Raw genomic sequence first — 17669 nt, forward strand, 5'->3', positions numbered from 1 at the left:
CATGGAGCGAATTCTCGAAGATTGGCTGCTTCATGCAAACCGACGCCCCAAGATTCTGATTGCGGACGATCAGCCCTCTAATATCCGGGTGCTGTACGAGCTGTTTTCCGCGCAGTGCGACATCTTTATGGCGAGCAACGGCGAGCAGGCGCTCCAGCTATGCCAGGCCGAGTTGCCGGATCTGATTCTGCTCGACGTCGTGATGGAGGATATCGATGGTCACGAGGTGTGCCGTCGACTGAAGGCCGATCCATTGACGAGCACGATACCGATCATCTTCATCACCGCGCAGAACCAGGCCGCGGATGAGGTCATTGCACTAGGACTAGGGGCGGTCGACTTTATTGTAAAACCCATCAACTCGGTTATCGTCCGCGCCCGGGTCCGAACGCACCTGACCTTGAAGTTGCAGGGCGACTTGTTGCGTGCGAGTGCCTTCCTGGATGGTTTGACCGGCGTGGGCAATCGACGCAAGTTCGATGACGACCTGCTCACCAATTGGCGTCAATGCCTGCGCGACAAGACGCCCATCTCGCTTATCCTGCTGGATATCGATTACTTCAAACATTACAACGACCGCTATGGCCATCAGAGTGGCGACAGTTGCCTGAAGTTGGTCGCCAAAACGATTGCCGAGTCCCTCAGACGTCCACATGACAAAGTGGCAAGGTATGGCGGAGAAGAGTTCGCCTGCATTTTGCCAAAAACGAAACGTGAAGACGCGGTCAGGATAGCCGAGGCCATGCTGGGGCGTATCCGGGCGCTGGATATCGAGCATCGAGGCTCGGACGTTGATCACGTGGTCACCTCCTCCGCGGGCGTGGCGACGCTGCTACCCACCCTCAGCAGCACTCCTGAGGTGTTGTTGACGGCGGCGGATGTGCAGCTCTATGAGGCGAAGCGTGGCGGGCGGGCGCGGGTTTGCGCAACCCGCGAAGAGTAATGGCCAATCGACGAGCCATCGCCGAACACCACTTCGACCATCCGCTTGCCGACTCGTCCGCACATTTGCACTGAAAGTTTTCTGGTAGAGCATGGCGCTTTGCCTTGATTGAACTACCGTCAAACAAAGAACAAGCCATACCGGCTTGAATTACCCACGCATTGTTCAGCGATCAGATAGCGGAGCAGTCAGACCAGCGTCTGACGTCTGGTCGTGCGCGGTATCGAGGATATTGCGCAAACCATTGGTGGTTGGGCTGGCCTGGAGCAAACCAGGTCAACCCACAGACGGCCTGTTCGGCGAGGATGTACCTATGAACGATCGTACTCTGCCCGTTCGCAACACAATTACTCATAGTCTGTTGTTGCTGGTCCTTGGTATGGACGCAGCTCATGCCGCCGCGGACAACTGTTCGCAATTGGCCAGTTTGCCCAGCGCGTTCGAGGTCGGCCAGGGACTTCAGGATGAACTGCGCATGCCGGTCGCGATTACCCAACTGGCAGTGGGCGACCCGAAAATTGCCGACGTACAAGCCAGCGGCGGTAGTGCCTTTATCCTCACCGGCATCACTCCGGGCACCACCAGCCTGATGGTCTGGACCAGCTGTTCGCCGACACCGCGTCAAAGCATGGTGTTCGTCAAGGGCAAAGCCACTGCGGCACTGACCAGCCTGTCGACGATGCCTTCCGAAGACCCGCTGCTGCCGAGCCAGGTGCAAACCGATATTCGCTTCGTCGAAGTCAGTCGTTCCAAATTGAAAGAGGCCAGCACGTCGATCTTCGGCAAAAGCGGCAATTTTCTGTTCGGCTCGCCGGGCACTGTGCCCGGAGTGACGGTGACCCCCGGCCGCATTGGGAGTCTGGCGCCCAACATCCCGTTGAATAACGGCACTTTCAATATCGGCTTTGGCGGCGGCAACGTACTGGGGATGATCAATGCCCTGGAAGGCAGTGGCTTTGCCTACACCCTGGCACGGCCAAGCCTGGTGGCCCTCAGCGGCCAGAGTGCGAGCTTCCTGGCCGGTGGTGAGGTGCCGATTCCGGTGCCCAGTTCAAGCAGCAACAACATCTCCATCGAGTACAAGGAGTTCGGCGTGCGCCTGACCCTGACCCCAACCATCATCGGCAAAAATCGGATTGCCCTGAAGGTGGCACCCGAGGTGAGCGAGCTGGACTTCACCAACGCCGTACAGATCGCCGGCACCATTGTCCCGGCGCTGACCGTACGGCGTACCGACACCAGCATTTCCCTGGCCGATGGCGAAAGCTTCGTCATCAGCGGCCTGATCAGCACCAACAACAGCTCCCAGGTGAACAAGTTTCCGGGGTTGGGTGATATCCCGATTCTCGGCGCGTTCTTTCGCAATAACACCATCAACCGTGAAGAGCGCGAACTGCTGATGATCGTCACCCCGCACCTGGTTCAGCCATTGGCAGCCAACGCACAACTACCGTCGTTGCCTGGCGAGCAGCTACGCAACTACGACCCGAACTTCTACCGTATGTACTTCCTCGATGGTGGCGACTTCGACAATCGCATGGGCCTATCGCAATAAGTCCGAGCCTGAACCCAGAGGACACTCAATGAAAGCGCTTATAGCCATAGCGGCGACAGTGATGCTCGCAGGTTGTGCCAGCAATGGCCTGTCCTCGCGACCAAGCAGCTGCGCCAGTCCCAGTTCGGATCAGCAGTTGAGCCTGAACCTGGCCGACGACATGACCAACGATGGTCGTTTGTATGCCAGCCTGGCGAACCTGGAAGGGCTGCCCGACAACCTGGTTCAGGTTCGCCTGCGCAAGGCGCGGATACTGCGCCTGCTCGGGCGTAACGACGCCGAACCCTTGTATCAGGGCCTGCTCGGCACTTGCCTGGCCGCTGAAGGCGAGCATGGCCTGGGCCAATTGGCTGCGGCCAGGAACGATAACGCGGCCGCCATGGAGCACCTTGAGCGGGCGAAGAAGATGGCGCCCACCGACGAAAAAATCCGCAATGACCTGGGGGTCGTCTACCTCAATCAGCAACGGATCAATGAAGCACGTTTCGAGTTTCTGACCGCCATGGAGCTCAAGCAGTCCGATTCACTGGCGGCGCTGAATATGGTGACACTGCTGATCTATCAGGATAACTGGAAGCAGGCAGCCGAACTGGCGAACCGCACCAACCTGAGCCCCAAGCAGGTCACCGACGCCCAAGCTCGCGCGGCGAGGCTCAAAACCCCAGGCAAGAAAGCGCTGGCTTCGCAGGGCAGTCGCACGGCCGAGGTAGTGGATACCTCAACCAGTGCGATCAAGTAGAAAACACGAGGAATCGAGATGAATACCAAGAGGCTGTTGATAGTGTGCATGGCTTGCCTGTCCACGACCGCCTGGGCTATTGAGCCGGGGCCCTCTTCAGCGCCGCAACAAGGCACTGAACAGTGGATGCAACTACAGATTCGCGGCGTGGTGGCCTCACCCCGACTGCAAAGCGTTTCGGCCACCGAACGTGATCTGGCCATGCAGCGCTGGCTGAATAGCTTCACCTATCCGATTCCCGAGCATTTTGATCAAAAGGCATCGGGAAACATGAGCAGCAAATGAACCACCTCGGTGGCTGAGTGCTGCTTACCTCACGGAGTCCCGAAAGCGTTGAGCACCCCGATCATGGCCGGGCCGATCGCGATCAGGAAAAAACTCGGCCATAGACAGAAAATCAGCGGGAAGATCAGCTTGGTACCGATTTTCGCGCCCATTTCTTCGGCCGCCTGCGTACGCCTGTCGCGGAACTCATCGGCATAGATGCGCAGGGTATCGGCCACGCTGGTGCCGAAGCGGATGCTCTGCCCCAACAGACTGACCAAGCCTTGCACATCTTCCAGCCCGGTGCGCACGGCCAGTTGCTTCAGCGCTTCGGTACTGCTGATGCCGGCACGGATTTGCGCATTGACCAGAGCCAGTTCCTCGGCCAGCTCGACCTGACTGACCGACATCTCTTCAGCCACCCGCTCAATGGTCGTCGGCAAGGCCAGACCCGACTCCACGCAGACCACCATCAGATCCAGCGCATCCGGAAAGGCCGCGCGCAGCCGGCCTTGTCGCAGTTGCTTGCGCTTACCGACATACAGTCCAGGCAGCAACCAGCCAATACCTGCTATCAGGATCAACAGCAGCAGGCCCGGGGCCAGGGAAAGCCTGGGAATCAGTGGTAACACCAGCAGCGCAAGACCGACCAATATCAGCGGCAACAGCAAGCGCACCGCCCAGTACATCTGCACCGCCGAAGACGAACGGTATCCCGCGTGTATCAACAGCAGTTGGGTGGCCGACGCCTGGGCGGCTTCGGTTGAACCAAAGTGCTGACCGACCCGTTCCAGCAACAGTTGCAGACTACCTGGTGCATCGGGTCCCGCCGTGCTGCCGAAATGCCCCCGTTTGATCAGCGCAAGACGCCGTCGCATCGGATCCTGAAGCCCCAGAAACAGTAGCATCAGGGTAACCACCGCCAACACCGCACTCAAACCGATCGCACTGACGAACAACAGGCGTGCCAGCGCCTCATTACTCGTCAGCCGACTGAACAACCCGAGTATATAGTCCATGACCCGCACCTCCGCGTAGCGAAAACCACTTAAACCTGAATCCGGATGATTTTGCGGATCCAGAGAATCCCGACCAACATTGCGCAGAATGCCCCGATGATCAGCTTATGGCCGAGCGGATCATTGCTCAGTACCGGCAGGTAGCTGGGGGTCGTGACCAGGATCGCCATTGCCAGTACAAAAGGAATGGAGACCAGCACCCAGGCCGACATTCGTCCCTCAGCCGACAAGGTCTTGACCTTGCGCTGAAAGCGGAAGCGCCCGCGGATCAGGCGACTCAAACGCTCCAGCACCTCGGTCAGATTACCGCCGGTCTCGCGATGAATGAGGATCGACGTCACCAGCATCATCACCGTCATGCTCGGCATACGTTCCAGCAGACCGAGCATGGCCCGGCGTACATCATTGCCATAGTTGATATCGGCGAAGGTCAGGCCAAACTCATGAGCCACCGGCCCCTTGTGTTCTTCGGCGACCAAACGCAGGGTTTCGTTGAATGGATGACCGGCGCGCAGCGCCCGGCACATGGCATCCAGCGCATCCGGCAAACCCTCTTCGAACGCCGCAAAGCGTTTGTTACGGTCACGGAAGATTTTCAGCAGCGGCAGCCAGGCCAGCACCACGGCAACCGCCAGCGCCATCCACCAGGGTGACGCCAGCAACCAGACCAGGGCTGCGCCCCCCACCCCCAGGGCGATCCCGAGCAATAGCACCCGATAGGCCCGATAGTCATGTCCGGACTGCTCGATCAGTTGTGTCAGATTCGCCATGAATGGCAGTTGCTCAAGCATGGCCTCCAGTGGCGACAAGCGGGTCAGGTATTTCTGCCGCAGCACGGTCTGCATATTCGGCAGATTGTTGGCTTTCTCCAGCACGTGCAAGCGACCGCGAATGCGCTTGCGCATCTTGCCCGCCTCCCCGAACACCGGCACCGTCACGCCCTGGGCCAGGAGGAAGACGGCAATAAACACCATGCCGAGAAAGATCAGAATGAATTCACCCGATATGGTGTTCATGACTGCCGTCCCTCCATCCATTCAGGCCTGAACAGGGCGAGCGGCAACTCGATGCCACGCTTGGCCAGCACATCGCGAAAGACCGGGATCATGCCGCTGGGTCGATACTCACCGAGCACTTCGCCCTGTTCACCCATGCCACTGCGGGCAAAGGAAAAAATTTCGGTCATGGTGATGATCTCGCCTTCCATGCCGTTGATCTCCTGCACGCTGACCAGGCGCCGCTTGCCATCCTCCTGACGCTCCAGCTGGAGCACCACATCAATGGCCGAAGCAATCTGCTGACGCATGGCCTTGATCGGGAAAGTCGCACCGGTCATCGACACCATGTTCTCGATTCGCCCCAGCGCATCGCGCGCGGTATTGGCATGGATCGTGGTCAACGAGCCGTCGTGGCCGGTGTTCATCGCCGTCAGCATGTCCAGCGCCTCGGCGCCACGCACTTCGCCGATCACAATGCGGTCCGGGCGCATCCGCAGACTGTTGCGCACCAATTCGCGCTGGCTCACCTCACCACGCCCCTCGACATTCGAAGGACGGGTTTCCAGACGCACCACATGCGGCTGCTGCAGTTGCAGTTCGGCCGAGTCTTCAATGGTGACGATCCGCTCGTTTTGCGGAATAAAGCTGGACAGCACATTGAGCATGGTGGTCTTGCCGCTGCCGGTACCACCGGAGATCAATACGTTCAGGCGTCCACGCACAATCGCCTTGAGCAGCAAAGCAATGGCCGGGGTCAAGGTCCCCACCTGGATCAGGCTGTCGGTATTGAGCAGGTCCACGGCAAAGCGCCGGATCGACATGCTCGGTCCGTCGATGGCCAGCGGCGGGATAATCGCGTTGACCCGCGAACCATCCTTGAGTCGGGCGTCCACCAATGGCGAGGACTCGTCGATACGCCGCCCCAGGCTGGAAACGATGCGGTCGATAATGTTCAGCAAATGCTGATCGTCGCGAAAGCGCACATCGGTTCTCTGCAACTTGCCGAAGCGCTCGACATAGACCGAGGCATGGCCATTGACCAGAATATCGGACACGCTTTGATCGGCCAGCAGCGGCTCCAGCGGGCCAAGACCAAGCACTTCGTCGGTGATCTGCTTGATGATCAACTGGCGGCTGACCGAACTCACCGGTGCTGAGTGCTCATCCAGCAGACGCTGGCAAATATCACGAATCTGCCGTGTCGCTTCAGCCTGTTCGAGCGAGTCGAGCAAGGACAGGTCCATGACTTTAAGCAATTGCTGATAGATCTTTTCCCGCCACTCGGCCTCCACCGGGGTGACCTGGCTCTTGGTCTCATAAAGAATGTCCGGTGCTGCACGCTCCCACGCCATCAGTTCCTCAGCCGGATCCGGCAGGTCGTCGCCCTGCTGCCCTACCAACGATACGACGGGTTTGCCGGACTGTTTGCGCAAGCGGTTACGAAAGTCGCTGATCATGGGTTATCCCCTGAAAAAACGGTTGAAGGCGCGTTTGAGCAAGCCTTTGTTCCCGGCCATCCGTTTGCCGGCCAACTGCTCGGTCATCTCGCGCACGGCGAGGGTGATTGGCGCCCGCGGTGCGTGTAACCCCAAAGGCACGCCAGAATTCTGGCTCTGGCTGACCAGATTGAAGTCATTGGGCAATTGCAACAGATTGGCGCAACGCAGCGCCTCGCCGACATCCTTGAGACTGATCGCTGCCGCCTTGTCGTAGCGATTGACCACCACCTGCAGTTGATCGCCGCGCACGCCCAGGTCTTCGCGAAGAATCCGCATCAGGGAACTGGCATCACGGAGATGGCTGACGCTCTGTTGCACCACGACATAGACCCGATCCGCCTGTTCCAGCACGGAGCTGGTCAGGTGGTCGATCTGTCGTGGCAGGTCAACCACCACCCAGTCATAGCTTGAGCGGGCCAACTGCAACAAAGTATCGAGTTGCTCGGACTGGGCATCCTGCGGCAGATACAGCTCGCCGGCCCGGCCACCGAGCACATGCAAGGTCGGACTGAAGTGGCTGCAAAATCCACGCAATGCGACACCGTCCATTGCCTCGACCTGCTGCAACACCTCCAGATGGCTATGCGACTGCGCCACATCCAGGTAATGCGTCACGCTGCCAAATTGCAGGTCCATATCCAGCAACAGGGTATTGCCGCCCTTGACGCTGAGCTGGTGGGCCAGGTTGCAGGCCAGCAAGCTGGCGCCGGAGCCGCCCTTGGCGCTCATCACGGCGATCAGTTTGCCTTCCACCCCACTGCTGACCCGGACCTCCATGACCAGACGATTCAAGGCGGCAACCAATTCCGCCTCGGCGATCGGTTCCGGCAAGACATCACGAGCACCGGCCTGCATCGCCAGGCGCATGCCCTCCTGATCACTCAGCGAGCCGCACACCAACAGCGGCGGACGCTCATGGGCCGGACGCTGTAACAGTGCCGCCAGTTCCTCGCGCCACAGGTGGCTGACGCGCACCAACAACAGATCGGGCATCCGCTCCAAACCATAGAGCGGGTCGACATGCCCATTGCTCACCAGGCGTGTGCTCACTTCCAGGCTCGGTACGCGTTGGCAAACGCTTTGCAGATCACCTAACGCCGTGGCATCACGGCTGCTGATCAGCAATCGCAGCCCGGGTTTGCCGGTCGCGAGGGTTAACGGAGTTTCCTTTGTATTCAGCATGGAGTGACCTCCCCTGATTCGGAATGATGCCCAAGGGCTTCGCGTGGCAAGGTCGCCCTGAAGGTGGGCAAGGCAATGGGTACGCCAAACCCGGGAATGAACAAATTGAATACGTAGCCTTGCAGGCTCAACTGGACATAGCGGATGGCACGAAATCCAGTGGTGCTGGTGGTGTCGGTGGGGTTGGTCACTACCGTGCCGTTGGCATCCAGGTAGGTCAGCGTCAGGTTGCCGGTGCCCAGATTGGTGATCAGTTGGCTGGTGCCCGTATTGCCCGCGGCGTTGAAGATCGCCCGCTGCAACACGATCGGATCGCTGATATTGCACACCGCCGCCAGGCGTGCGCCGCGCCGCACGGATTCATCGAGGGCATTCACGGTGAAGTACAGGCGACCCATTTCCAGCACGCCGAACAACAGAATGAACACCAGCAAGCCGATGAAGGCGAACTCCACCGCATACACCCCGCGCATCTGTCTGCGATTCATCACAGAACCCTCATGACAGTCGTGGCGACCAGCGGAATACTCAGCGCAATCGGATTGGGAAACAGTCCTCTGATCGAGCCGCTGCAGTTGCCTGCGCCAATCACCGGGCAGAAGGTATGTCGGATGGTGACCTGCACATGGTCGGTACCCAGTACGGAGACTGTCACGTCAGCGCTGGTCAGCCCTGACACCACCGCGGTCCCGGTACTGGCGGGGACGCCATAGACCGCCACATTTTTCGTCTGGGTCTGCAGCGTGCTACTCAGGGCAACAGTACCGAGCGTCGAATTCCAGGCCTGGCTGGCCACGTAACGGCCGGCATCGCGGCTGGCCTGCAACAGGGTGTTGTACTGAAACAGCATTCGGCCGAACTCACCGAGGGCCAGTAACAGCAGCAACAGCAACGGCAGGACCAGAGTGAATTCCACCAAGGCCACTCCTTGTTGGCCCCTTGGTTGTTTAAACGCGTGAAGTGCCATGACGCCCCCTACGAGTCGTTGCTCGGAGTGCCGCTGCCATTGATATAGGTTTTGTACAGCTGAATGATCTGTGGACCGGAATCACCGGAAGGATTGGGACCCGGCACGTTGTCGCCTTCGCATTCCTGGACAAACTGCCCGAAGATCTCCGAGGTACTCCCCGTGCCACCGGCCGGCTGCACCACGAAATAGCAGCCAAACCCCAGGACCGGAATCGAGGTGGCACCATTGTTCTGCCCAGTGCAGTTGCCAATCACGACTTTCAGCATCCGTCGTTCGAAGACCCCACCGCTCTGGCACCCCGTGCCTGAGCCGGCAACACACCCGGCGGAACTCGCCAGCCAGTCGTTGTAGCCCAGGAGCGCCGTACCGCCAGCGGAGAGATTGCCGTTACTCGACGTGACCGGCTGGCCGTTGTACTCCGCACGGTTGTTTGAACTGTTCCAGGTGATCGCGGGCGTGCTGTAGCTAACGATCAGGTCTGGCGGATACTGCGCGGCACTGAGCCCTCCGGAGTACTGGCCGAAGCGGGTATTCAAACCCTGGTCCGTCGGGCCGACTTTGTTGCCCGGCGAGGTCGTGACATTTTGTCCGACGCTGCGGCACACCAAGCCGCCTCCGGCCAGATCCTGCCTGACCGCGCTGCCGCCCGAGCCAAAGTCGAGCAGTTGAAAGTTGCCTGGGCCAATGGCGGAAGTAGTGCCAGAGCCCGTTTTCAGATCCTGCAGATCACCAAAGCGATAGCCCCAGAACAATCCGCTACTCGGGTTGTATTGGGTCGGGTCGCCACAGACCATCAGCGGCGCGAGATCGCAGGGGCTGGTGGGGCTCGGTCCGGCAGTGGCCATCGCCGCCACCGCCTTGTTGCCCAGACCGCCGGCCCCCAGCAACTGGGCGAAATTCCAGAAAAAACCGCTCAAGCGATAGTTCGCTACCGTTACCCGAACATAAGTGGCATTCGCCGGCCCCGGATAGGAGAACGGCCCGTAAACGCTGTTGGCCAGTTCCACCACCGCGAAGGTGCCCGCGCTGCCGCCGATGGCCGTGGCCAATTCGCTGTTTCCGGCGGCATTGGCATTCAGTGTCAACGTATTCAGCGCGGCAGCGCGCGTGGTGCTGGCAATGCCGACGCCACCGGTGACCTGACTCAGGGTTTTGGCGCCACTCAGGGCCGCGGCGTCCACCGCATTTTGCAGGCGGGTCTTGTTCAGCAGCAGATGGCCGCCGTCCAGTGCCAATGCCGCCATGATGCCGATCGCCGCCAACGCGATCACCATCAGTACGGTCACCGATCCCCGCTGGCGCCTTGGCGTTACCGAAAACGGCTGTTGAATTCGAGGACACATCATCAATCCCTCACTTGCCGATAACATCGCCTGGGTGTCCAGGCACCTATTAGGTCCTGTCAGTGCACATTGACGATATGGGCTTCGGTGCCACGGATAACCGTGATAGCGCCGCCACCGCTGCTACGGCGCACCACGTGCCTTGGCGCCGTTTCGGTGACCATCGCGACGGCCTGCGCCACAGGCGCCACAGGCGCAACGGTCGTCGGCTTTTTCTCGGTGTTCAGCGGATTGCGCAGGGTCAGTTGCAACTTTCCTTCGGTCTGCGCCGTGACCAGGGCTTCGGCCTCGGCGGTCGTCATTTCCAGTGTCACAGCACGCACCACCACCGGTTGCGTCTTGTCGGTGCCCGCGGTCTGATCCACCGCCAACACTCGCAGGTTCTCGAGGATGGTCCTGGACACCGCATTGTTGCTGTTGCCATCGGCGTGTTTGGTTGCCAGCACATCGACCCGGTTACCAGGCAACAGGAACCCGCCGACACCGACCACATCGTCCACCCGTACCGAAATAGCACGTTTGTCGGGAGCAATCAGCGAGGCCAAGGTGCTCCCCCCCAAGTGCTCGCTCAGTCGCGCACCGCGCACGATGTCACCGCGCAGAATGTCGAAGGTGGCGATCTTGCCCACCGCCTTGTCGCTGGAATCGAAGGCATCGTCCGGGATCGTATCCATGGGCATGCGTACGGTCGTGACCTGTTGGGCCTCGACCATCTGCCCGAAGGGAATCTCGACCGTGGCGACCACCACGCTGCGCAGGTGATCATCCGGGCTGGCATTGAGCCGTGCGCTCAGCCAGGAGTTGGCCATCCAGGCGGCTCCCAGGCCCATGACCAGGGAAATGCCAATCAGGGTTGCGGTACGAGAGCTCATATCTGTATCTCCTACTCAAAGAAAGTCGAGCTGGACGAAGTAGTTGCGCCAGGCCCATTCCAGTTCCTGCGGCGACAGAGGCCCGGAACCGCCCTGGTAACGCTGACGATCGAGCGCCATGCTCAGCAGATCACGGGGATGGCAAGGCACCAGGGGCATGCCCTCAACGGCATAAAGTTTCTGCAGGGCATAGCGCACCAGCGCAGGGTCATAGCGAATGCCCAGGCGCTCGGACTCCTGTTGCCAGATCCGTTCGTACTCATCGGGCTTCAGGTAACCGAATTGCAGCTTGTAGCCAATCCGTCGCAGGAAGGCCTCGTCGGCCAACTCCAGGGGATTGAGGTTGGTGGAGAACACCAGAATCAGATCGAACGGCAGTTCGCAATGCCGGCCGCCGCCCAGATTGAGGAAGTCGCGCTTCTCCTCCATCGGGACGATCCAGCGATTCAACAGTTCGGCGGGTGCCATGCGCTGGCGACCCATGTCATCGATGATGAACAGGCCATTGCTGGCCTTGAGCTGCAAGGCGGCCTGGTACTGACGGGTGAAAGGGTCATACCGAACGTCCAACTGCTCCATGCTCAACTCACCGCCGGTGATGACGATAGGGCGTTTGCAGCAAAGCAATCGACGATCAATCCCTTCGTTGAGCATCAGATTGTTCTGTTGACCGTGGTCATCGAGGCGCTGATGCACCTGAGGGTCATAAATCTCGATCACCGACTCATTGATCACGATGGCCTGGGGCACCCAGATGGCCTCGGCAAACAGGCGAATCAAGCGACTGCTGACATAGGTCTTGCCGGTACCCGCAGGGCCATAAATCATGATCGCGCGCCCGGAGTTCAGCGCCACGCCCAGTTGGTCAAGCATCCCCTCGCAGAGCACTATGCCGGTCAGCGCCGTGCGCATATCGTGAGCATTGATGTGTCCGTGGTGAATGGTCTGCACCTTGAGCAGCGAACGGTAGGTACTCACCGGGAACGGTGCCGCACCGATATAGCCGCTACGCGACAGGGCATCGCGGGCGGCCCCGCGACCGCGTTCAGTCAGGCCATAACGCAGCGATTGCCCGCCCGTTTGTGCACCCAACTGCCCCAGCACCTCGACCCGCCCATCCTTGCGTAGAAACGCCAGGATCTCTTCCATGACCGCACCGGTCAGCGCCAGGCGCTCGACCAGCCGCGACATGTCCAGCACGCCGGCGTCGTACAAGTGCTTGCACACCAACTCACCGAGAAAACTATCCGTCAGACCCGTCTCGCTGATAGTGCACGGCTGGGGGGCCAGTCGCTGCACCGCTTCCCGCTCACTGTGGTAGGCATCACTCTCGACGACGTGCATGACTAACCTCCCAACCCATTGGCAAAAAGTTGCCAATGAACGGTGTTTAAAGTACCGAGCAAAATGGCAATCGAATAAGGGAACGGCTTGCCGGCCACTTCATCTGAAGTCGGCGCCAGGTAGGCCTGCGCCCTCAGAATCAGCCAATAGCGCCCCAGGGTCTTAAACAATTGACCGCGAACCAGCACTATCAGAAAACCGCACACGCCACCGGCGATCAGGCTGAATAACGCGGCCCATATCGCGTAATGGAAGGGTAAAAAACTGCCGACCACAGCCATCAATTTGACATCACCGGCAGCCATGCCACCGAGCGCGTACATGGGCAGGAACAGCGCAAAACAGATCAAGATGCCTAACAGGCTGTTACCCAATCCGCTTACCCCCCCTGCATACATCTGACCGACCAATCCCAAGGCAAGTCCCAACAGGACCAGGGTGTTGGGAATACGGTGGTGCAGCAGATCGCTCACCACCGCCACGCCCAGCAGTCCTATCAGCAAAACAGTCGAAACCAGCATTTCCATGGACATGGGGCTTCTCCCTACAAGGGATTAATCGTCAGCACGCAACGTTGCTATTGACGATTTGGCACAGTGCCGTGATCTTGGCATTCACGCTGCCGCCCAGTAGTGTGAACGCGACAGCCACAGCGACCGTAATCAACCCACCCGCCACCGCATATTCCACAATGGTCAGGCCATCTTCATCTTTGGCGAACTTTCGTAGTGAAGTTCCTATTGTTTGCAGAGTCATGTTTCTCTCCCACTCCAGCGGTCAAACCGCTCAGTACATACATTGGTAGAGGTCACGCGAAGTCCATTGAGCAAGTTGCCCGGCAGCCTCATCAGCAAAGATAAAAACAGCCGCCTGTTCCCTGGGCATCGCCGTGTCACCCAACGGCAATTGCCTATCAGCAGGCAGCGCCTTTGACCGCAGCACACAGCGCTGTGATTTGGGTATTCACCGCACCACCCAGCTTCACGAATATGGCCGCGACCGCCACCGTGATTAACCCGCCGGCCACGGCGTATTCCACGATGGTCAGGCCGTTTTCATCTTTGGCGAACTTCATTACCGAAGTTTTGATTGTTTGCAGAGTCATTTTGTACACCTCATTTCGATAGTTGCTCTTCCAGGGAAAGCAGCTGTTTTTGCACTGCTTGTGACTACCTTAGTCAGGGCAATACCAAGAGGGTTAGGAGGATTTTGCGTATCGCTAGGACTTTTTTGCGGGCATCGCCAACGAGCGGGTTATTGGCCCCTGGGGAAGGAAAAGCAAAGACTGAAACAAGAAGTGACTCGCCAATAGCACTTGGTTGATTCACAAGCGACGAACGGTTAATCCTGAGTGCAACGCCAACAGGCCAATAAACAACTGCCCGGCCCCGACCGCCAGGTAAGATATGGATCGTATAGAACTAAAACACGACTTACTTAGCATGATTCAGTCTGAAAAGTGATATCAAATTGACAATACTACTCAGTGGATGGCGGCACGCACCTCAGAGCCCAGCACATGACGTCTAACGTGACCAGGAAACCATCACTACTGTGGTTCGATCGGACCCACGATCACTCCACAAGCGAGCTCATCACGCAGTTTGAGCACGCCTGCGACTGCAAACTGGCGAAAGAATCGGTGTTCTCCAGCCAGATGCAGGCCGACATGATCTGCATCCATTTCGATCGCCCGGATACACCGGGCCTGAGGATGTTGCTGGAGACCAAACGCAGCGCCCCCGCCATCCCGATCACCATGTTCACCGTGCAACACTCCGAAGAACTGGCCGTCTGGGCCATGCGTTCCTGTGTCTGGGAGTACCTGGTGTTGCCCCTTTCGGTCTCCGAGAAGAATCGCTACCTGGCGGCTGTAGCCCAGCTCCACAAGCTGCGGCAGCATGTCAAAGACCAGCGCAAGACGCTGCAGATCGACCATTCCCCGACCCTGCCGGGCAGTATCCGGATGACCCCGGGCCACCAGAAACACCAGGCGCTCAGCAACGTACTGCTGTATATCGACCAGCATTTCCGGGACAGTATCGACCAGAAGGAACTGGCGCAGCGCTGCGGCATGACCGCCTTTCGCTTCAGCCGCCTGTTCAAGGAAGCCTACGGACTCGGCTTCACGGATTACATCTTGAACAAGCGCATGAACTTCGCCAAGGAACTGCTCGACAACAGCCAGATGCCCATAACCAGCATCGGCTATGAAGCCGGCTTCAAGGATCCTTCCTACTTCGCCCGCGCCTTCAAGCAGTTCGCCAACTGCACACCCAGCGAATACCGCCTGATGCGCCAGCGCGAAGTGCCTGTAGTCGCGGAACCGATGCAGGACACTGCGACCATTGAAATGCTCGATAACCTGGTTCAGAGCCTCGGCGGCTGAAACGTTGGCGATTCCTGTGCTCCAGCGAGGCCCCAGCGAACGGATAACCTCAACGCCGGGCCGGAACCCGCCGCGGTTCACTTCACTGGCGGGTCATTCAGTCAGTCTGCTGTATGGGCCGGACGAGACGTGGGGCAGGTGGCGGGAAATGCCGATCCCCCATTCCACCTTGCCTTGTCAAACCTTGAAATGACTGACCATCATCTGCAGCTGATTGCCCAAGCGTGCCAGTTCGACGCTGGAGGCGGCGGTTTCGTCGCTGGCAGCGGCGGTCTGCTCGGAAATGTCGCGCACGTTGACGATGCTGCGGCTGATCTCGTCGGCCACGGCGCTTTGTTGTTCGGCGGCGGCGGCGATCTGCTGATTCATCGACTGGATGTTCGACACCGTGCGGGTGATATTTCCCAGTGACACGCCAGCTTTGCGCGTCAGTTCAACACTGTTGTCGGTCAGGCCGCGACTGTTGTTCATGACGTTGGCCACCTGCTGGGTACCGCTCTGCAGGCCGGCGACCAGCCCTTCGATTTCCTCGGTGGACTTCTGGGTGCGCTGGGCCAGGCTGCGAACTTCGTCGGCGACCACGGCGAAACCACGACCGGCCTCACCGGCACGGGCGGCTTCGATGGCGGCGTTGAGTGCCAACAGGTTGGTCTGCTCGGCCACGGCCTTGATCACGTCCATGACACTGCCGATCTTGTTGCTTTCCTGCTGCAGGAGGGTCATGGCCTCGGTGGAGCGCAGCACTTCCGCCGCCAGGCGCTCGATCTGCGCGATGGCCTCGGCCACCACCTTGTCACCTTCACGGGCTTGGCCATCGGCGTCCGCCGCGGCTTGCGAGGCTTGTTCGGCGTTGCGTGCGACTTCCTGCACGGTCGCGGTCATTTCCTGCATGGCGGTGGCGACCTGATCGGTCTCGACTTTCTGGCTGTTGACGCCAATGCTGGTCTGCTCGGTCACGGCCGACAGCTCTTCGGCGGCACTGGAGATCTGCGTGACGCCATCGCGAATCCCGCTGATCAGATTGCGCAGGGTCTCGCCCATGTGTTGGATGCCTTGTTGCAGCACGCCCAGTTCATCGCGACGGATGACCGTCAGGTGATGGGTGAGGTCGCCCCCGGCAATGCGTTCGACGACGCCCAGGGTTTCGCGGATAGGTCGGGTAATCTGGCGAGTGATGATGACGGCGGCCAGGATGCCGAACAGCAGGATCAACAGGGTACTGCCCAATTGCAGCGTGCGCGTCTGGACGACTTCGCCATTGCGGTTGTCCAGTTGCCCCTGGTAAAGGGCATCGCTGTGAGCCGAGATCGCGGCCACTTGGTCGGCCAGATCCTTGTCCGTCAGGGTAACGGTGTTGCTCGCCGTTCTGTAGGCCAGAAAGGCCGCTCGGTAGTTACCCAGGGAGGTTTCCATCTGGCGCCAGGCATCCGGTTGAAACGAGCTGAAATGTTCGCTCGGTTGTTTCAGGCCATCAATGGTTTTATCCAGTTGCTCGAAAGCCTTGCGCTCGGTCTCAGGCGTGTTGCTGGCAATGTAACCACGCACTTCGAAACGGCTCAGCAGGAACTGCTCCTTGACTTGGGTGATGGCCTGGAAGCGTTCGAAACGATCCACCTCTTCCGGGGGCAATTGCAGCACGCTGGCACGGATCGAATCGATCAGCTTGAGGGCCCCTTCGCCGCTGTCGCCGAAGGCTTGGCGTGCACTATTGCGGGCTCGATAGGCGTCATGCATTTTATTCAGCGACTGCTGGAATTTGGCGATGATGGCCGATTGTTCCTGGAGTATTTTGACAAATACCGGGCTCTTGAATGTGCTGATCAGTTTTTGGTCCTGGGCGCTGAATGCATCCATGTTGAGCTGAACGTTCTGTGCAGCGGTTTCATCGCCATTGCTCAGCGTGTACTGAAGACGAGCCACGCGTACTTTGTCCAGCAGCGTGTTCAACAAGGTGATGTCGCTCATTCGGTCGCTACGCCAAATCAACTTGTCCAGGCTGCTCCAGCCGGTCAGGGCAAGGACCGTGGTCAGTGCCAATACCAGGCCGAAGCCCAGGGCCAGCTTGAGGTTGACGCTGATATTGCCGAACCATTTGTTCATTCAATCCCCCACAATGCATTCTGTTTCTTGGTTTTCGGGGGTAACAGGGAGCTGTTCCCGGGGACCACCGGTGATTTGTCCATGGCAGCTACAGGCGCGATATTGCTTCGAAGGAACGTCTCTATTGGTTTTCTCTCGATGTTATCCACATCTGGTTTGGTGGCGATAAGAGTAGCCGCTACTTGCCCCAAACGGATCCATACGGATGGAGTTGCTGAGGCGAGTTGTTCGGGATTCTCAGAAACCACTCTCAGATAGGTCGAAAGCAAGGCAAGCCCCGCTGGGATAGGAGCTTTTGCTGAGGATACTCAGAACCGGAGCCCGATAATAGCACTAAGCCATCACCCTCAAAGAGGTTTCGCAGAGTGGCAACGCGGAACCGGAATCCCGAAGTCCGTCAGCGGGTCCGCCGGTTGGTTCAGTTACACCACTTCCCGGGACACGATCACGTA

At 59.2% G+C, this 17669-nt stretch carries 18 protein-coding genes and 1 pseudogene; 5 read left to right on the forward strand and 14 right to left on the reverse strand.

The features are described 5' to 3' along the window. Window position 1: 1 nt before the first annotated feature. The 4 genes from M5B99_RS07770 (at window position 2) to M5B99_RS07785 (ending at window position 3522) form a co-directional block, all read left to right on the forward strand. Window positions 2-943 carry a diguanylate cyclase domain-containing protein gene (locus M5B99_RS07770; RefSeq protein WP_248803482.1) on the forward strand — a complete coding sequence of 314 codons (942 nt, stop codon included), beginning with the start codon at window positions 2-4 and terminating at the stop codon, window positions 941-943. Between the two features lie 313 nt (window positions 944-1256). Further along, the gene (locus M5B99_RS07775) at window positions 1257-2498 is read left to right on the forward strand and encodes a type II and III secretion system protein family protein (RefSeq protein WP_248803483.1); all 1242 of its coding nucleotides are present in this window, start codon (window positions 1257-1259) and stop codon (window positions 2496-2498) included. Window positions 2499-2526: 28 nt separating this feature from the next. Then, entirely contained in the window at window positions 2527-3237 is a 711-nt protein-coding gene (locus M5B99_RS07780) for a tetratricopeptide repeat protein (RefSeq protein WP_248803484.1), read from the forward strand. A gap of 18 nt (window positions 3238-3255) precedes the next feature. Further along, window positions 3256-3522: a DUF3613 domain-containing protein gene (locus tag M5B99_RS07785; protein WP_152737065.1), complete on the forward strand. Its 267-nt coding sequence runs from the start codon at window positions 3256-3258 to the stop codon at window positions 3520-3522. 29 nt (window positions 3523-3551) lie between these two features. Here the strand turns inward: M5B99_RS07785 and M5B99_RS07790 are convergent, their stop codons facing one another. The 12 genes from M5B99_RS07790 to M5B99_RS07845 form a co-directional block, all read right to left on the reverse strand. Further along, window positions 3552-4520, reverse strand: a complete 969-nt coding sequence (locus M5B99_RS07790) for a type II secretion system F family protein (protein WP_248803485.1) — start codon at window positions 4518-4520, stop codon at window positions 3552-3554. A gap of 29 nt (window positions 4521-4549) precedes the next feature. Then, on the reverse strand, window positions 4550-5536 hold the full coding sequence (locus M5B99_RS07795; protein WP_248803486.1) for a type II secretion system F family protein: 987 nt from the start codon (window positions 5534-5536) through the stop codon (window positions 4550-4552). Further along, the gene (locus M5B99_RS07800) at window positions 5533-6975 is read right to left on the reverse strand and encodes a CpaF family protein (RefSeq protein ID WP_248803487.1); all 1443 of its coding nucleotides are present in this window, start codon (window positions 6973-6975) and stop codon (window positions 5533-5535) included. The genes M5B99_RS07795 and M5B99_RS07800 overlap by 4 nt, the downstream gene beginning before the upstream one ends. A gap of 3 nt (window positions 6976-6978) precedes the next feature. Then, window positions 6979-8199, reverse strand: coding sequence for an AAA family ATPase (locus tag M5B99_RS07805; protein WP_248803488.1), 1221 nt, complete (start codon window positions 8197-8199; stop codon window positions 6979-6981). Beyond that, a complete protein-coding gene (locus M5B99_RS07810) occupies window positions 8193-8687 on the reverse strand; it encodes a TadE/TadG family type IV pilus assembly protein (RefSeq protein ID WP_248803489.1) in 495 nt (164 codons plus the stop codon). The genes M5B99_RS07805 and M5B99_RS07810 overlap by 7 nt, the downstream gene beginning before the upstream one ends. After that, window positions 8687-9166, reverse strand: a complete 480-nt coding sequence (locus M5B99_RS07815) for a TadE/TadG family type IV pilus assembly protein (RefSeq protein WP_248803490.1) — start codon at window positions 9164-9166, stop codon at window positions 8687-8689. Before M5B99_RS07815 ends, M5B99_RS07810 begins: the two co-directional genes overlap by 1 nt. A gap of 8 nt (window positions 9167-9174) precedes the next feature. Further along, window positions 9175-10515, reverse strand: coding sequence for a TadE/TadG family type IV pilus assembly protein (locus M5B99_RS07820; RefSeq protein WP_248803491.1), 1341 nt, complete (start codon window positions 10513-10515; stop codon window positions 9175-9177). 56 nt (window positions 10516-10571) lie between these two features. Beyond that, window positions 10572-11384, reverse strand: coding sequence for a Flp pilus assembly protein CpaB (cpaB, locus tag M5B99_RS07825; RefSeq protein WP_248803492.1), 813 nt, complete (start codon window positions 11382-11384; stop codon window positions 10572-10574). A 15-nt stretch (window positions 11385-11399) separates the two neighbouring features. Beyond that, the gene (locus tag M5B99_RS07830; protein WP_248803493.1) at window positions 11400-12728 is read right to left on the reverse strand and encodes an AAA family ATPase; all 1329 of its coding nucleotides are present in this window, start codon (window positions 12726-12728) and stop codon (window positions 11400-11402) included. A gap of 2 nt (window positions 12729-12730) precedes the next feature. Then, window positions 12731-13261 carry a prepilin peptidase gene (locus tag M5B99_RS07835; protein WP_248803494.1) on the reverse strand — a complete coding sequence of 177 codons (531 nt, stop codon included), beginning with the start codon at window positions 13259-13261 and terminating at the stop codon, window positions 12731-12733. Window positions 13262-13289: 28 nt separating this feature from the next. After that, window positions 13290-13484 (reverse strand): Flp family type IVb pilin, encoded by a 195-nt coding sequence (locus M5B99_RS07840; RefSeq protein ID WP_248803495.1) that lies wholly within the window; start codon window positions 13482-13484, stop codon window positions 13290-13292. Between the two features lie 157 nt (window positions 13485-13641). Beyond that, complete coding sequence (locus M5B99_RS07845) at window positions 13642-13833, reverse strand: Flp family type IVb pilin (protein ID WP_152737077.1); 192 nt, start codon at window positions 13831-13833, stop codon at window positions 13642-13644. A 414-nt stretch (window positions 13834-14247) separates the two neighbouring features. Here M5B99_RS07845 and M5B99_RS07850 point away from each other — a divergent pair, with 414 nt between their 5' ends. Continuing rightward, a complete protein-coding gene (locus tag M5B99_RS07850) occupies window positions 14248-15117 on the forward strand; it encodes a DNA-binding response regulator (RefSeq protein ID WP_248803496.1) in 870 nt (289 codons plus the stop codon). A 177-nt stretch (window positions 15118-15294) separates the two neighbouring features. On the opposite strand, the gene M5B99_RS30155 is transcribed toward M5B99_RS07850, so the two are convergent. Then, complete coding sequence (locus tag M5B99_RS30155) at window positions 15295-16158, reverse strand: methyl-accepting chemotaxis protein (protein WP_412548705.1); 864 nt, start codon at window positions 16156-16158, stop codon at window positions 15295-15297. A 42-nt stretch (window positions 16159-16200) separates the two neighbouring features. Next, window positions 16201-17217: pseudogene (locus M5B99_RS30160) on the reverse strand (methyl-accepting chemotaxis protein); the annotation flags it as partial. Between the last annotated feature and the right edge of the window lie 452 nt (window positions 17218-17669).

It is taken from the genome of Pseudomonas sp. MWU13-2100 (assembly GCF_023242365.1).
In the GTDB taxonomy this organism is placed as follows: domain Bacteria; phylum Pseudomonadota; class Gammaproteobacteria; order Pseudomonadales; family Pseudomonadaceae; genus Aquipseudomonas.